Below are 14,468 nucleotides of genomic sequence, written 5' to 3'. Positions count from 1 at the left end.
TCTGTGTGAACACTCACAACAAATTTCATCGTTTAGGTAAGGAGGTGATCCAGCCCCAGGTTCCCCTAGGGCTACCTTGTTACGACTTCACCCCAGTCATGATCCACAAAGTGGTAACCGCCCCCCCGAAGGTTAAGCTAGCTACTTCTTTTGCAAACCACTCCCATGGTGTGACGGGCGGTGTGTACAAGGCCCGGGAACGTATTCACCGTGGCATTCTGATCCACGATTACTAGCGATTCCGACTTCATGGAGTCGAGTTGCAGACTCCAATCCGGACTACGAACAGCTTTTTGGGTTCCGCTCCACGTCGCCGCTTTGCTTCCCTCTGTACTGTCCATTGTAGCACGTGTGTAGCCCTACTCGTAAGGGCCATGATGACTTGACGTCGTCCCCACCTTCCTCCGGTTTATCACCGGCAGTCTCCCTACAGTTCCCGGCATTACCCGCTGGCAAGTAAGGATAAGGGTTGCGCTCGTTGCGGGACTTAACCCAACATTTCACAACACGAGCTGACGACAGCCATGCAGCACCTGTCTCAGAGTTCCCGAAGGCACTAATCCATCTCTGGATAATTCTCTGGATGTCAAGAGTAGGTAAGGTTCTTCGCGTTGCATCGAATTAAACCACATGCTCCACCGCTTGTGCGGGCCCCCGTCAATTCATTTGAGTTTTAACCTTGCGGCCGTACTCCCCAGGCGGTCTACTTAATGCGTTAGCTTGAGAGCCCAGTGTTCAAGACACCAAACTCCGAGTAGACATCGTTTACGGCGTGGACTACCAGGGTATCTAATCCTGTTTGCTCCCCACGCTTTCGTGCCTGAGCGTCAGTCTTTGTCCAGGGGGCCGCCTTCGCCACCGGTATTCCTCCAGATCTCTACGCATTTCACCGCTACACCTGGAATTCTACCCCCCTCTACAAGACTCTAGTCTGTCAGTTCGAAATGCGATTCCCAGGTTGAGCCCGGGGCTTTCACATCTCGCTTAACAAACCGCCTGCGCACGCTTTACGCCCAGTAATTCCGATTAACGCTTGCACCCTCCGTATTACCGCGGCTGCTGGCACGGAGTTAGCCGGTGCTTCTTCTGTCAGTAACGTCAATGCGTTGAGGTATTAACTCAACACCCTTCCTCCTGACTGAAAGTGCTTTACAACCCGAAGGCCTTCTTCACACACGCGGCATGGCTGCATCAGGGTTTCCCCCATTGTGCAATATTCCCCACTGCTGCCTCCCGTAGGAGTCTGGACCGTGTCTCAGTTCCAGTGTGGCTGATCATCCTCTCAGACCAGCTAGAGATCGTCGCCTTGGTGAGCCCTTACCTCACCAACTAGCTAATCCCACCTGGGCTTATCCATTCGCGCAAGGACCGAAGTTCCCCTGCTTTCCCCCTTAGGGCGTATGCGGTATTAGCAGTCGTTTCCAACTGTTATCCCCCTCGAATGGGCAAATTCCCAGGCATTACTCACCCGTCCGCCGCTCGCCGGCAAAGTAGCAAGCTACTTCCCGCTGCCGCTCGACTTGCATGTGTTAGGCCTGCCGCCAGCGTTCAATCTGAGCCATGATCAAACTCTTCAATTAAAAGTTTTAGACTCTATGAATGACTGTTCTTTGTTCGAACACTCTTCAGTGAGTTTTAAATCGTTTTGCGATTCATTCACTGCGAGTGCCCACACAGATTGCTTGATATTTTGTTAAAGAGCGAAATGCACATTTCTGCACATTTGGGGCTGCGTATTTTACGCTAATACCCTTAGTCGTCAAGTAAAGTTTGATTTAATTGAGGACTTTATCACTCGACATTAATGTTTGAACTCAGAAGTTCGCGCTGTCTGTCGGTGTGGGGTGCATTATAGGCGTGAAGTTTGGTGGTGCAAGATCTTTTTTGAGTGCTTTGAATCGGTCGCCGATCTTTTATCCAGAGAGGTTTTTGAGAACCGTTAAATAGGGCAATTAAGTTTTAAAACTACAGTTATCTACAAATTTTGCGAGCGATGGTCACTTTTCCGGCAAAAGTCTGGTTTAACACTAAATAATTCATTACCATAGCGACGGTTGTTAACACTATTTTATCATTTTCGTTTCATCGAGATTTTATTTTTATGCAAAAGTCATTGCTTATCGCTTTACTTGTCGCTGTTTTAGGTGCGCTGGCGATCTATTTCTTTATTCCTCAGCTACCGTCCTATATGGGTTTTGCTGCCGGGGCGATTATTACTGCTATTATTTGCGCTACGCTGGCTTCCGCGAATACCACTTCAACCGCGGAGCCATATAAAGGGCCCATAATGACGCTTTATGTCGGTAATTTGCCTTATCGTGTCAATGAAGTTGAAGTTAAAGCGCTTTTTGAAAAATATGGCCCGGTGAACTCCGTACGTTTAGTTCGTGACCGTAAAACTGGAAGGCGTAAAGGTTTCGGCTTTGTGGAAATCGCCGAAAAAGGTGGTCAGCAAGCACTGGCAAAATTAAATGACTACACCTTCCAGGAAAGAACGCTAAAAGTGCGTGAAGCTAAATCGCAGGACAGTGACAGCGATAACGAGTAGCGTTACTCGCTCTTAATGTTTTCGATTTTACTGAAGCCCAGTTTTTTTAGGCTTAGCGTAAGCCCTTCTGATATTGCCGCTGTTGTGTAATAAGCAACAGCGGTTTCATCTTCTGGATTTTCTTCACCCGCAGGCAATAAATCTCTTACCCGCCGCGCAATGGCTGTTCCCGAATCCAATAACGTCACTTGGTCACCAAGAATCTGGCTGATCTCGGCTTTCAACATAGGGAAATGTGTACAGCCTAACACCAGCACATCCAGTGATGACTGAGTGATGGGAGCGAGCAGTTTTTGTAATTGCTGCGGCGAGGGTTCCAGACCGGCAATTTTTTGTTCTGCCAGCATCACCAGTTCGGAAGAACCAAATAATTCTACCCGGCAGTCATCGGCAAATTTGCGGATCAGTTCATGGGTGTATTCGCGCTTGATCGTGCCGGGCGTCGCTAATAATCCTATATGGTGCGATTTCGATAATTGCGCCGCGGGCTTAATCGCCGGCACAACACCGACTACCGGCACACTTAGGCACTGTCTGAGTGCAGGTAGAATAAGAGTACTTGCGGTATTGCATGCGATGACCACAATATCGGCCGCCAGACGGGTGACCATAGGTTCGATCAGCGCCACGCAACCTGAGATTAATTCAGCCTCGCTCAGTTCTCCATACGGCAAACGTGCGTTATCAAACAGGTAATGATAATGCTGGCCGGGGATAAGCTGGCGGATTTCCTGCAGAACTGACAGTCCACCAACACCTGAATCAAAAACCAGAATTGTGTGTGACAAGATATGCCTCTGGGGATATAAACCTAACAACAACCAATTTGCGGCTGTTTAAGGCCGGATATTGTTTCACAGCGCCATTAAAACTGCAAAGTGACACCGCAGTTTCCCGTTGAGAACTTGAGCTCAGGCGCAGCTATGTATAATATTTGCGCCCCGTTTTAGACAAGAGAGACTGTGATGAATTTAGATGCAATGGTGCCAGAACGCTATGGTGAACAACTAGAACAAAAGCGCCATTTACTGCAGCAGTCTTTTGCCGAGTTTTCGCCGCCACTGCTAGAAGTTTTCCCATCGCAACCGCAGCATTATCGAATGCGCGCTGAGTTTCGCGTATGGCATGACGGTGACGATCTGTATTTCTGTGTTTATGACCAACAGGCAAAACAACCGGTCCGCTGTGATCAATTTCTGCCCGCAAGTGCCCTGATTAATCAGATGATGCTGGCGTTGGTTGATGAACTGAAACCCAATCCAGCTTTGCGCCATCGACTATTTCAGGTGGACTTTCTCTCTACGCTGTCTGGTGACATTCTGGTATCACTACTCTATCACCGCCAACTGGATGATGTCTGGCAAGCGGAAGCGGCAGCGCTGAAGCAGCGACTATCAAGTCGTTTTAAGGTGGATTTGATTGGCCGAGCACGTAAGCAGAAAGTCCTGTTGGATCGTGACTTTGTCATTGAGACGTTGCCAGTAAACAATGAGCAATTTGACTATAAGCAGGTGGAAAACAGTTTCACCCAGCCCAATGCGGGGGTTGCTTGCAAGATGCTGGAGTGGGCACAGGATTGTACCCGTAATAGCCGTGGTGATTTACTCGAACTGTATTGCGGGAACGGCAATTTCTCTATCGCGCTGGCACAAAATTTCGGCAAAGTGCTGGCGACAGAGCTGGCCAAGCCTTCGGTAGAATCCGCCCAGTACAATATTGAAGCCAATCAAATTGCCAATCTGCAAATCATCCGCATGTCAGCCGAGGAATTTTCTGCGGCGATGACCCGCGAGCGTCAATTCCGGCGACTGGAAGGGATTGATCTTAACAGTTACGATTGCAATACTATTTTTGTGGATCCGCCTCGTGCAGGACTGGATCAGCAAACTGTTGATATGGTGCAGGGCTATGACAATATTTTGTACATTTCTTGTAACCCGGAAACTCTGAAGGAAAACCTGACGCAGTTATGCCGCACCCATCGTATAGCGCGTTTTGCACTGTTTGATCAGTTTCCTTATACCGAACATGTTGAAGCTGGAGTGTTGTTACAGCGAAAATAATCGTTAGCGCAGCAAGCGGGAACGCAGTTCTGGATTGTCGCGTTTCTGCTGCAATGCTTCCGCGCCTTTTACCACCATACGTAATTGTGTCACCAGCCGATCTGCCAGCAGTTTTCGGTCCGACCGTTTCATATCCAGTGCCGCTGCTCCGGCATTAAATACCAGGGTGACTAATGCTTCCGCTTGTTCGCGGGCCAGGTCTGGACTGCGCCCTGCCGAATCTTCAATGTAGTGGGACAGCTCTGAGATAAAGTGTTCAATCTCTCTTTCAACTGCGGCGCGAAAGGCCGCAGAGGTTCCAGAACGTTCATGCAGCAAAATGCGAAATACGTTGGGATTGGATTCCAGTACTTCCATAAAGGTTTCGACAGAAATACGAATGACACTGCCGCCGGCTTCCGCTCGTTGACGGCCTTTACGCATCATCTGTCGCAGTGCCAGGCCACCTTCGTCCACCATCGTCAGGCCCAATTCATTCATATCTTTAAAATGGCGATAGAAGGAGGTCGGAGCAATATTGGCTTCACGGGCAACTTCGCGCAAACTCAGACTGGAAAAACTACGTTCAGCACTTAGCTGAATAAATGCTGCATCGACCAATGCCCGACGCGTTTTCTCTTTCTGTTGCGCTCTTACACCCATGTTTTTCACCTGATCTTTAACAGTCAGCCAATAATACCTAGTTTACCTGATAAGCAAAGTCTCTTAGACGAAAGGTGTGATTGTCTTAAACTCACATTTTAGCTTACACTTGTAAGCCAAAACATTATGGGATGACATATATGAAGCAGCCACCCCTCATCTGGACCAACATCATTTTCTTCGTTACGACTTTTGTTGGCGCGGCTATCCTAGTGCCTTGGCGAGGGTTGAATCATGGGTTTGACGCCGTCGAATGGGCCTGGTTTATCATATTGGCCTTTGCCGCCGGCTTATCGATAACCGCTGGTTATCATCGATTATGGTCGCATAAGGCCTACAAAGCACACCCGGCAGTGAAAGTGCTGTACGCTCTCGGCGGAGCCCTGGCATTTCAGAACAGTGCGCTGCACTGGGCCTCTGATCACCGGATACACCACAAGCATGTGGACAACAACGACAAAGACCCATATTCAGCTAACAGGGGTTTCTGGTTCAGTCATATCGGGTGGATGCTGCGAGAATATCAGCCGGAACGCTACAACGATTACAGTAACGCGCGCGATCTGCAACAGGATCAGGTGGTCATGTGGCAGCACAAATATTATCTGTGGTTGGCAGCAGCGATGAATATCGGTCTACCACTGGTGCTAGGCTGGCTACATGGCGACATTATCTCCATGTTGTTGCTCGCGGGGCTGCTACGGTTAGTCGTAGTGCATCACTGTACTTTTTTCATTAACTCTCTCGCGCATGTGTGGGGTAAGCAGCCGTATACCGACCGCAATACCGCGCGGGACAACGGGATCCTGGCATTGCTCACCTATGGCGAAGGCTATCATAACTTTCACCATATTTTTGAACATGACTATCGCAATGGCATCCGTTGGTGGCACTACGATCCGACCAAGTGGCTAATCCGAGGTCTGTCCTGGTGTGGCTTAGCCGGGGAGTTACGCCGCGTGCCGCAGGAAAAAATTGATGCTGCATTGCTACAGATGCAGTTAAAGCAGACTCAGCAACGGCTACTGAATTTGAGCAATGCCGATGAGCTGCTGGACAAACTGCAACGGGAGTACGAGGAGCTGAAACAACACCTCATTGCCTACTATGAAGTGAAAAAACATCTGCTTGAGGCCAAGCGTCAGCAGTTAGCTCATGATCATCTGTTACCGCAAGTTGCAGAACTGAAACGGCGATTCCAGCTACAACGACGCAACTGGCAACGACTGACCGCTAATCTTGGCGCCTAACCGCTAATTTATCCGTAATCGCGACACGGCCAGCTTGTACTGTGGCCGTATAAGGTTAAGATCAGGGACTCGTCAAACGTGTATGGAGTTTATGATGTCTGACAGCCCTATCAAACTTACCGAGTACAGCCACGGAGCTGGCTGCGGCTGCAAAATTTCTCCAAAGGTGCTCACCACTATTCTGGCATCTCAGCTGCCCGGTTTTACCGATCCTAACCTGCTTGTAGGCAATCAAACCCGTGATGATGCTGCGGTATATCAGCTGGATGAACACACAGGCATCATCAGCACCACCGATTTCTTCATGCCGATAGTCGACGATCCTTTTACCTTTGGCCGTATTGCTGCCACCAATGCTATCAGTGATGTCTATGCCATGGGCGGTACGCCTATTATGGCAATCGCTATCCTGGGCTGGCCAGTGAATAAGCTGCCGCCCGAAATCGCGCAACAAGTGGTCGATGGTGGTCGTCAGGCCTGCGCTGATGCTGGGATTATGCTAGCGGGCGGTCATAGCATTGATGCGCCAGAACCTATTTTCGGGCTAGCTGTCACCGGCAAGGTCGATCTGCGGCATCTGAAACAAAACGATACCGCGCATGCAGGTGATATTCTTTACCTCACCAAACCACTGGGGATTGGAATTCTCACCACAGCACAAAAGCAGAAAAAATTGGCCGATGAGGATGCGCTCATTGCGCCAAATGCGATGTGTCAGCTCAATAAAGTCGGAGCAGAAGTTGCACGTTTAGCAGGTGTGCATGCGATGACCGATGTCACCGGTTTTGGGCTGGCGGGTCATCTACTGGAAGTTTGCCAAGGTGCTAATCTGTCAGCATCAATCAGCGTTGACGCATTACCGTTACTACCTAAAGCGCGTGAGTATCTGGCACAAGGTTGCGTCCCAGGCGGCACACACCGCAATTTCGACAGCTATGGTGGGCAGCTACCTGTGCTGACTGAAGAACAACAGGCTTTGCTGTGCGACCCCCAGACCAGCGGCGGCCTACTGATTGCTGTAGCGCCAGACCAGGAAGCGGCACTGCTTGATGTACTCGCTACGCAACTGATCACTGGATATCGGATTGGCAGCTTATCTGAGCGTAGCCAACAGGCCGAATGGATCAACATACGATAATGGCTCAAAATGTTATTCCTGCGTCAGAGTATCGCGCGATATTTCTGAGCAAGCGACCGCTAATAGACCTACGGGCACCAGTGGAATTCACTAAAGGTGCCTTTGCCAGTAGCCATAATCTGCCGTTGATGACCGATGACGAGCGCCAGCAGGTCGGCACTTGTTATAAGCAACATGGCCCAACTGCAGCGTTAGCTTTAGGCCATCAACTGGTGCAAGGTGCAGTCAAGGCTGCCAGGGTCGATGCCTGGTTGGCGTTTTGCCAACAACATCCCGATGCCTATTTTTATTGCTTCCGTGGCGGCATGCGGTCGCAGATTTCACAATCATGGTTGCAAGAAGCTGGTCGTGATATTCCTTATATCGCTGGCGGTTACAAAGGGATGCGCCAGTTTCTGATCCAGACGATTGAAGATCCCGCATTAGCGCCACAAATGCTGATCCTCAGTGGCATCACAGGCTCTGGTAAAACGGAGGTGATCCACCAGCGTACCGAGGAAGCCGTCGACCTTGAGGGGGTAGCCAATCACCGCGGTTCGAGCTTTGGCAAAGAAGTAACCCCGCAGCCGACGCAGATTAACTTCGAAAATAATCTAGCACTGGCGCTGTTACAGCATCAACAACGTCGCACCAGCTGCTTGTTGCTTGAAGATGAAAGTCACCTGGTGGGCCGTTGTTTCATTTCTAAACCCTTCTTTGATGGCATGCAGGCGGCTAACGTCATTGTTCTCGAAGCCTCATTACAAGACCGATTACAGCGGTTGTTAGCACAGTATGTACATAAAATGCATCACGATTTTTGTGTCCGTGATGGCGAGGAAATGGGATTTGAGTCGTTTTCCCAGTACTTGCGACAAAGTGTGAATGGTATTAGCAGGAGACTCGGCCAACAGCATGCCACAGAGTTGTTAGCATTAATTGAGCGCGCCTTGCAGGAACAGCAACAACGCAATAATACCGAGCTGCATTTGGAATGGATTGCACTGCTGCTAGGTAAATATTACGACCCCATGTATGAATATCAGCTGCAAAAGAAGGCCGATCGTATTGTCTTTCGTGGAGATCAGCGCGCGATTAATCAATGGCTGGATGAGCAGACGCCACGCTAACTGGCTTGTAGGATTTGATCCCAGGCGAGATCTGGAGCCCCCATTACAATAAAGTTGGGGTTCTCCAGAGTATCGCGTTCGTTATACGTCAGTGGTTGCAGGGTTGTATCCAGCAACTTACCGCCCGCCTCTTCGATAATGATTTGTGCTGCACCGGTATCCCATTCCCCAGTCGGGCCAACACGCACGTAGCAATCTGCCCGCCCTTCAGCCACTAGGCAGCTCTTTAGTGCCGCGCCACCCAATGGCAACAGTTCGCAATTGTCCGGTTGCCGAAATAATCTGAGCACCTTGGCAGGATCCTGACGGCGGCTGATAGCCAATCGCAAGGTAGGTTCTTGTGAATGCAGCTGACGGCTATGAATGCGTTGTTGCTGGCCGTGACTACGTTTATACGCACCATGTCCGGCCACGGCGAAATAACACTGTTCGGTCATCGGCGCATAAACCACGCCTAACACCGGGCGATTATGTTCAACCAAGGCGATAATCACCGAAAAGTCACCACTGCCGGCAATAAACTCGCCAGTACCATCCAAAGGGTCGACCAGCCAGTAACTGGACCATTGGGCACGTTCTGCGAGAGGAATATCCGATGCTTCTTCAGATAGTACCGGGATCTCAGGCGTTAAGGTGGTAAGCCGTGACGTGATCAATTCATGTGCCGCAATATCTGCGGAAGTGACCGGCGTTAAATCGTCTTTGAGCTCGCGTTTAAAACTACCCTGCTGGTATATGCCGCGGATCATTTTACCCGCTTCAATGGCAACCTCTATCACTTGTTCCAGCATCTCTTCTGGCTTCATAACCACTCCAACCTCGCTGCGGAGGAAATTAAAGTCAGCGGCCGGTTTCGCGGCACAACATCATAAAAATTAAACGATTACACTTTTAGTTTCAGCCGATCCAGCGCCAAAAACAAGGCACTGACACTACGAGATTCGGAAAAGTCCCCTTGTTCCAGCAAACTGCGCCAATCCGGCAACGCCCAGCTGACCATTTCAATGGGTTCCGGTTCATCACCTTCCAGGCGGCTTTCATAGAGGTCTTCCGCCAAGAAAATTTGCATCTTGCTGGCAAAATAGCCCGGTGCCAGACTCAGCTCTTTCAGATGGATCAGTTGACGACAGCCATAACCGATCTCTTCCTGAAGTTCTCTATTGGCAGCCTGCTCCGGAGTCTCACCCGGGTCAATCAGACCTTTGGGGAATCCCAGTTCATATTGTTCAGTTCCTGCGGCATATTCGCGCCCCAGCAATAACCATTGCCGCTGCAGTACCGGAACGATCATTACCGCGCCCCGCGTACCGCCTTTCATGCGTTCATAGAATCGCTCTTGCTGATTGGAAAACCGCAGATGCACTTGTTCAATATGAAACAGCCGGCTTTGGGCGACGGTTTCCTTATGCAGAATTTCCGGCTTTTGCTGCCGTTTACTCATTAAGGCCTCGATTGCCAATTGCAGAAATGTGATATAGGTTACAATGTTATACCAATTGGCAGGAATTAACAGAGGCGGAAATGTTCTCCTGGGCGCAAATCGACACTGTGTTGCTGGATATGGACGGCACGCTACTGGACCTGCATTTTGACAATCATTTCTGGTTGTCACTGGTGCCCGAGACCCTCAGCCGGCTGCGGGGTATCACCCGTGGTGAAGCCCAACAGTTAGTGCAGCAGGCATATCAACAGGTGGAAGGGACACTCAACTGGTATTGTCTTGATTACTGGGCGCAGGAACTGCAACTGGATATTCTGGCGTTACATTATTCGATTACCGATAAAATCCGCCTGCGGCGCGATACCGTGCCGTTTTTATTATCGTTGCAGCAAGCTGGCAAACGGCGCATTTTGCTGACTAATGCCCATCCCGATAGCCTTGAACTCAAGCTGCAACATACCGATTTAGCCAGGCACCTAGACGCAATGCTGTCCAGTCACCAGTTGGGGGTACCGAAGGAGTCGCCGCAATTCTGGCACCAGGTATTTGCACGTTTTCAGCTCGATCCAGCGCGCTGCTTATTTGTGGATGACAGTGAAAAGATCCTCAATGCGGCCAGTCAAGCGGGGGTGGGTTATCTATTGGGGATCAGTAATCCAGACAGTCATCAGCCAACAAAACGGTTTCAGCAGTTTCCGGCAACCGATGATTACGCGCTGGTCACCCAAAACTTATGCTTTCAGCAATAATCTTGGCCGACAAAAAAGGCCGGACATCTGCCGACCTTTGGTTGCCAAGAACGTATTACATTCCGGGGATACGCCCGTTGTATTTAATCGGGTAGTTGCCACTCGCATCGGGTTTACCCAACAGTACCAACGACTGTTGCAGATCTTGCGACTGACTATCGGTACGACGCATCCGACCATTCACTTCCATCTGCATTTTATCTTTCAGCAGAACAGTGCCAGCGACGCCAATCGTATTTTTCTCATCATCGGTGGCTAACTGCAACTGCCCCTGAACGCACTGCAATCCGAATTCAATATTTCCTAACGGGTAGTCACCGAACTGGTTTTTCAGATCGAACTGATTCAAAAACAGTTTACCGTTTAAGGCTGCACACCAAGGCAGCCCCTGCTCAGCAATGTCCAGGTTCAAGGAGATATCACCGCTTAATACGGTATGTAACGGTAATTTACTGCCACCCACCAGAAATCCGATTGGGGCATCCAAACGCAGATTTTTGGCACTGACACCTTTGGCTGACCAACTGACCAAGCCTTTACCATTCACGGCAGAAGCCCGACTGCCAATTTGAATCTGGGCTTTTACGGTACCGGTCAACAATGCCCAAGGACTCAGCTGCCATTGCAGTTGTTCCAGTTGTCTCGGTCCAATATTAACCAGCTGTGCTTGCCCGTTCCAAAGACTGCCACTCACACCACTGAGTTTGATACCTGCTGGCAGGGGTGCCAACGCGGCCGCAATGCGCGCCGGGAATAACACCACCATAAAAATCAGGTAAATCACAATCCCAATTGCTACTTTGCTAATCAGTTTCAAAACTACACCTTATGCCTGAGAGAGCTGAATACGTCTGACTTTCACCATGCCCGGCTGCTCACCAACGGTCACATCCAGATTATCTAATGACAAACCTTGCTTTTGTACCAAATCACCGAGGTAGGATAACAGTGCGTCAAATGGAACATCATCCATCCAGATTTGGATCTGCTTCCCCTGAGGCTGCATTCTGGTGATGGATAGACCATAAGCACTGGCACTTTGGGTCACGACGGTGCTTAAACTGCCAGTAAGCGCCGGACGACTACCGCCGCCAGTTTTAAGTATGGCAATTTTGGCAGCACTCTCTTGCACAAATGTCAGGGTTTGCTGCTGGGCATTTAGTTGTGCTTGCGCCTGGGTTTCTGCATTGCTAATCGGCGTCCATATGCCCCAATACAGGATACTGATGGCAATGATACCCGCCATCACCAGCACCATTTGCCTTTCCCGCTGAGCTAGCGACTCCCACCACTTTTGCAAATTTTCCATGTTATTTGCTCCTCAACGTCAGCGTACTAGTGACTGCACCATCGACGCTATTCATCGCCCCGGCGTCCAATTGAAAACGGTTACTCGCCAGCTGCTTGAATTTTTCTATCTGGGCATAATCTTTGGCAGTTACCTGCATGCGGATTTCGCCACGAGTGCCGTCAAAGCGCAGATTTTCCGGCTTCAAATCGGGCACTTGTTTAAATGCCTGTTGCAAGCTTCCGAGCATTTCAAACAGTTCGCCGCCAGATCCCTGCCCTTGCAATGAGCGCAGCAGTGCTTCCGTTTGTGAGCGCACGTTAACGATGCGGCTGTTTCCCGCCACCGTGCGATAAATACTTTCGGTCTGAGTTTTCAGTGCGGCGGTCTGGGTATGCAGCTGATAGATGTTCAACCCTTTATTTGCCAGCGCCAGCAGTAATGCCAGCGCCGCCACTGCGGCAACTTTTTTCCACGGCAGCAATTGCTTGCTGTATTCCCGTTTGGGCGTGTAGCGCCCAGTAAGCAAATTAAAAGGCGCGTCTAGATAGCCTTTGGCGAGGACCAACAATGGCAGATCTAGCTGCTGTAATTGGCAATCCACCCCTGCGGCACTGAACTGACTATAACAAGCCACGGTTGGCGGCGTTGCAAGGTCTTCAATCAGTGTTGGCAGCAACACATCAAACCAATCACGGCTGACGCTTAGCCCGTCAGCGATTCCGCGCCGCAGCAGGATCTGCCCATTGATCTCTACTAATGCCCAATCACAGCCCTGGAGGGGCAATGCCAGGCAATCTGGCACCAATTTGCGGGGTTTAAGACCGGCGTTGCTTAGCCACTCAAGCCACTCTTGCACGAGTGTGTGCGCCACTATCGCAACGTGCAACGTATCGCCATCGCGCGGACCTGCCACAAAATGCAGTTCATCAACACTTTGCGCCAACGAATCTTCCAACATATAGGGTAGCGCTTTGAGAGCCTGCCGTTGCGCTTTCCCTGGGAGGTTAACTGTGGTCAAACTGATGGCATCACCGGGAACCAGAACATCGACAGGTCGATTACCTGCGCGCTCACTCAGTGTCGAAAGCGCATGGGCATCCGCCAGTTCACCAGAGGCGATGATCTCCTGTTCCTGTTCAGACCAGACCAACCAAGCGCACGGGGCACTGCTGTTGCTGCCTAAACGGATAAATAAGCGTTCACTCACTGTTATTCTCCACCATTCCCAAAAGGTAAAGGCCGTTGCTACTGGCCGCCATACTGGCGTGTCAGCACTTCCAGTTTATTACCACCGATGACATGTAACACACTCTGCATGTGAAATACCGCATCATCCACTTTGGCACGTCCATCCAGCATAAAGAATTTGCTGGACACCGCAAAACTCGACTTCATTTGATCATCCTGACTGGCAATGGATGCCAGCGAGCCTTGCTGCCAAAAGTCATCTACCTTGTCGAAGCCGCTGCTCGCACGCTGGTTAATAATGCTTTCAGCTTCCCCAACTGATATTTTGTTCTCCAGCATCGCCGCTAACAATGCCGCCTGCTCTACCTTGACGGTGTTTACGTTAAGCACCTGGGTGTTATTGCCAGGGATCACACAGACATAGGGCAACAGTTTACGGTAAATTTCCTGGCTATACCCCAACACCGCCCGCAGTTCACTACGATCACTCATCAATGTGTTGGCAGCGCGATAGGGCACTTTGCGCGCTTCATAATCATCATCTTCTGCACCATAGGTTCCAATATCCGTATCGGCATCCAGATAATCTTTTAAGGTGTACATCAAGCGCTCAGCATTAAATTCATCGATACCGATATCTTCCAGCAGCGCCTTATACTGTTTCGCCGCCACAGGTAAGGTTTCCACCTGGGTGTTCTTATTGGTAGTGCTGGTCTGACTCAATGAATTCAGATTAAAACAACTACGCAAGTCACTGATCGTTCCACCAATTTGCCCCACCTCTGCCGGAAAAACGGCATTGGACAGCGCCCAATATTGTTGCAGGTGTACCCGACCTTCAGCATCATCCAGATCCTGTTTCAGCACCTTACGCGCTAACTCCTCTGCCGAAATCGCATACCAGTAGGCTTGATCATACTCAGCCATATTAATGGTCCGCCGCACCGATACCTGATTTCGGCCACTAATACTGACAGCCAGCACCGCGATTATGGCAACCACCAGCAACACAACTATCAGGGCAACTCCTCGCTGTTTGCGCTGCATGG

Annotated in this window: 14 protein-coding genes and 1 rRNA gene; 6 read left to right on the top strand and 9 right to left on the bottom strand. The window is 50.2% G+C overall.

Annotated elements, in window-relative coordinates; all coding sequences use genetic code 11:
- Window positions 1-37: 37 nt before the first annotated feature.
- Window positions 38-1,580, bottom strand: a 16S ribosomal RNA gene (locus KDN34_RS00805).
- Between the two features lie 521 nt (window positions 1,581-2,101).
- Here KDN34_RS00805 and KDN34_RS00800 point away from each other — a divergent pair.
- Window positions 2,102-2,548, top strand: a complete 447-nt coding sequence (locus KDN34_RS00800; RefSeq protein WP_212595085.1) for an RNA recognition motif domain-containing protein — start codon at window positions 2,102-2,104, stop codon at window positions 2,546-2,548.
- Between the two features lie 2 nt (window positions 2,549-2,550).
- Here the strand turns inward: KDN34_RS00800 and murI are convergent, their stop codons facing one another.
- Entirely contained in the window at window positions 2,551-3,336 is a 786-nt protein-coding gene (gene murI / locus KDN34_RS00795; RefSeq protein ID WP_212595084.1) for a glutamate racemase, read from the bottom strand.
- A gap of 177 nt (window positions 3,337-3,513) precedes the next feature.
- Between murI and trmA the strand changes: the two genes are divergently transcribed.
- Complete coding sequence (trmA, locus tag KDN34_RS00790; protein ID WP_212596474.1) at window positions 3,514-4,611, top strand: tRNA (uridine(54)-C5)-methyltransferase TrmA; 1,098 nt, start codon at window positions 3,514-3,516, stop codon at window positions 4,609-4,611.
- A 3-nt stretch (window positions 4,612-4,614) separates the two neighbouring features.
- Here trmA and fabR read toward each other — a convergent pair whose 3' ends face one another.
- Window positions 4,615-5,253, bottom strand: coding sequence for an HTH-type transcriptional repressor FabR (fabR, locus tag KDN34_RS00785; protein WP_212595083.1), 639 nt, complete (start codon window positions 5,251-5,253; stop codon window positions 4,615-4,617).
- Between the two features lie 140 nt (window positions 5,254-5,393).
- Between fabR and KDN34_RS00780 the strand changes: the two genes are divergently transcribed.
- From KDN34_RS00780 to mnmH, 3 genes are all read left to right on the top strand, one after another.
- A complete protein-coding gene (locus KDN34_RS00780) occupies window positions 5,394-6,503 on the top strand; it encodes an acyl-CoA desaturase (RefSeq protein ID WP_212595082.1) in 1,110 nt (369 codons plus the stop codon).
- A gap of 94 nt (window positions 6,504-6,597) precedes the next feature.
- Window positions 6,598-7,641 carry a selenide, water dikinase SelD gene (gene selD, locus KDN34_RS00775; RefSeq protein WP_212596473.1) on the top strand — a complete coding sequence of 348 codons (1,044 nt, stop codon included), beginning with the start codon at window positions 6,598-6,600 and terminating at the stop codon, window positions 7,639-7,641.
- Window positions 7,641-8,750: a tRNA 2-selenouridine(34) synthase MnmH gene (mnmH, locus tag KDN34_RS00770; protein WP_212595081.1), complete on the top strand. Its 1,110-nt coding sequence runs from the start codon at window positions 7,641-7,643 to the stop codon at window positions 8,748-8,750. Before selD ends, mnmH begins: the two co-directional genes overlap by 1 nt.
- On the opposite strand, the gene cysQ is transcribed toward mnmH, so the two are convergent.
- Together cysQ and nudE are read right to left on the bottom strand one after the other, a co-directional pair.
- Window positions 8,747-9,556, bottom strand: a complete 810-nt coding sequence (gene cysQ, locus KDN34_RS00765; RefSeq protein ID WP_212595080.1) for a 3'(2'),5'-bisphosphate nucleotidase CysQ — start codon at window positions 9,554-9,556, stop codon at window positions 8,747-8,749. The two genes, mnmH and cysQ, sit on opposite strands and share 4 nt — an antisense overlap.
- Window positions 9,557-9,633: 77 nt before the next feature.
- Window positions 9,634-10,191 carry an ADP compounds hydrolase NudE gene (gene nudE / locus KDN34_RS00760; protein WP_212595079.1) on the bottom strand — a complete coding sequence of 186 codons (558 nt, stop codon included), beginning with the start codon at window positions 10,189-10,191 and terminating at the stop codon, window positions 9,634-9,636.
- A gap of 80 nt (window positions 10,192-10,271) precedes the next feature.
- On the opposite strand from nudE, the gene yrfG reads away from it, so the two are divergent.
- Window positions 10,272-10,940 carry a GMP/IMP nucleotidase gene (yrfG, locus tag KDN34_RS00755; protein WP_212595078.1) on the top strand — a complete coding sequence of 223 codons (669 nt, stop codon included), beginning with the start codon at window positions 10,272-10,274 and terminating at the stop codon, window positions 10,938-10,940.
- A gap of 55 nt (window positions 10,941-10,995) precedes the next feature.
- On the opposite strand, the gene KDN34_RS00750 is transcribed toward yrfG, so the two are convergent.
- The 4 genes from KDN34_RS00750 to gspK are packed head-to-tail and all read right to left on the bottom strand — an operon-like array spanning window position 10,996 to window position 14,466.
- Window positions 10,996-11,757, bottom strand: coding sequence for a type II secretion system protein N (locus KDN34_RS00750; protein WP_212595077.1), 762 nt, complete (start codon window positions 11,755-11,757; stop codon window positions 10,996-10,998).
- 9 nt (window positions 11,758-11,766) lie between these two features.
- Complete coding sequence (locus KDN34_RS00745) at window positions 11,767-12,249, bottom strand: type II secretion system protein M (RefSeq protein ID WP_212595076.1); 483 nt, start codon at window positions 12,247-12,249, stop codon at window positions 11,767-11,769.
- Window position 12,250: 1 nt separating this feature from the next.
- The gene (gspL, locus tag KDN34_RS00740) at window positions 12,251-13,438 is read right to left on the bottom strand and encodes a type II secretion system protein GspL (RefSeq protein WP_212595075.1); all 1,188 of its coding nucleotides are present in this window, start codon (window positions 13,436-13,438) and stop codon (window positions 12,251-12,253) included.
- Window positions 13,439-13,476: 38 nt separating this feature from the next.
- Window positions 13,477-14,466: a type II secretion system minor pseudopilin GspK gene (gspK, locus tag KDN34_RS00735; protein WP_212595074.1), complete on the bottom strand. Its 990-nt coding sequence runs from the start codon at window positions 14,464-14,466 to the stop codon at window positions 13,477-13,479.
- Window positions 14,467-14,468: the final 2 nt, after the last annotated feature.

Source organism: Shewanella yunxiaonensis (assembly GCF_018223345.1).
GTDB lineage: Bacteria > Pseudomonadota > Gammaproteobacteria > Enterobacterales > Shewanellaceae > Shewanella > Shewanella yunxiaonensis.
Note: the sequence above shows the minus strand (reverse complement) of the source record. Positions and strands in the feature narration are given on the sequence as shown.

Excerpts from the sequence above, each read along its gene's own strand:
- KDN34_RS00800 (WP_212595085.1), top strand. The coding sequence starts at position 2,102 with ATGCAAAAGTCATTGCTTATCGCTTTACTTGTCGCTGTTTTAGGTGCG.
- trmA (WP_212596474.1), top strand. The coding sequence starts at position 3,514 with ATGAATTTAGATGCAATGGTGCCAGAACGCTATGGTGAACAACTAGAA.
- fabR (WP_212595083.1), bottom strand. The coding sequence starts at position 5,253 with ATGGGTGTAAGAGCGCAACAGAAAGAGAAAACGCGTCGGGCATTGGTC.
- KDN34_RS00780 (WP_212595082.1), top strand. The coding sequence starts at position 5,394 with ATGAAGCAGCCACCCCTCATCTGGACCAACATCATTTTCTTCGTTACG.
- selD (WP_212596473.1), top strand. The coding sequence starts at position 6,598 with ATGTCTGACAGCCCTATCAAACTTACCGAGTACAGCCACGGAGCTGGC.
- mnmH (WP_212595081.1), top strand. The coding sequence starts at position 7,641 with ATGGCTCAAAATGTTATTCCTGCGTCAGAGTATCGCGCGATATTTCTG.
- cysQ (WP_212595080.1), bottom strand. The coding sequence starts at position 9,556 with ATGAAGCCAGAAGAGATGCTGGAACAAGTGATAGAGGTTGCCATTGAA.
- nudE (WP_212595079.1), bottom strand. The coding sequence starts at position 10,191 with ATGAGTAAACGGCAGCAAAAGCCGGAAATTCTGCATAAGGAAACCGTC.
- yrfG (WP_212595078.1), top strand. The coding sequence starts at position 10,272 with ATGTTCTCCTGGGCGCAAATCGACACTGTGTTGCTGGATATGGACGGC.
- KDN34_RS00745 (WP_212595076.1), bottom strand. The coding sequence starts at position 12,249 with ATGGAAAATTTGCAAAAGTGGTGGGAGTCGCTAGCTCAGCGGGAAAGG.
- gspK (WP_212595074.1), bottom strand. The coding sequence starts at position 14,466 with ATGCAGCGCAAACAGCGAGGAGTTGCCCTGATAGTTGTGTTGCTGGTG.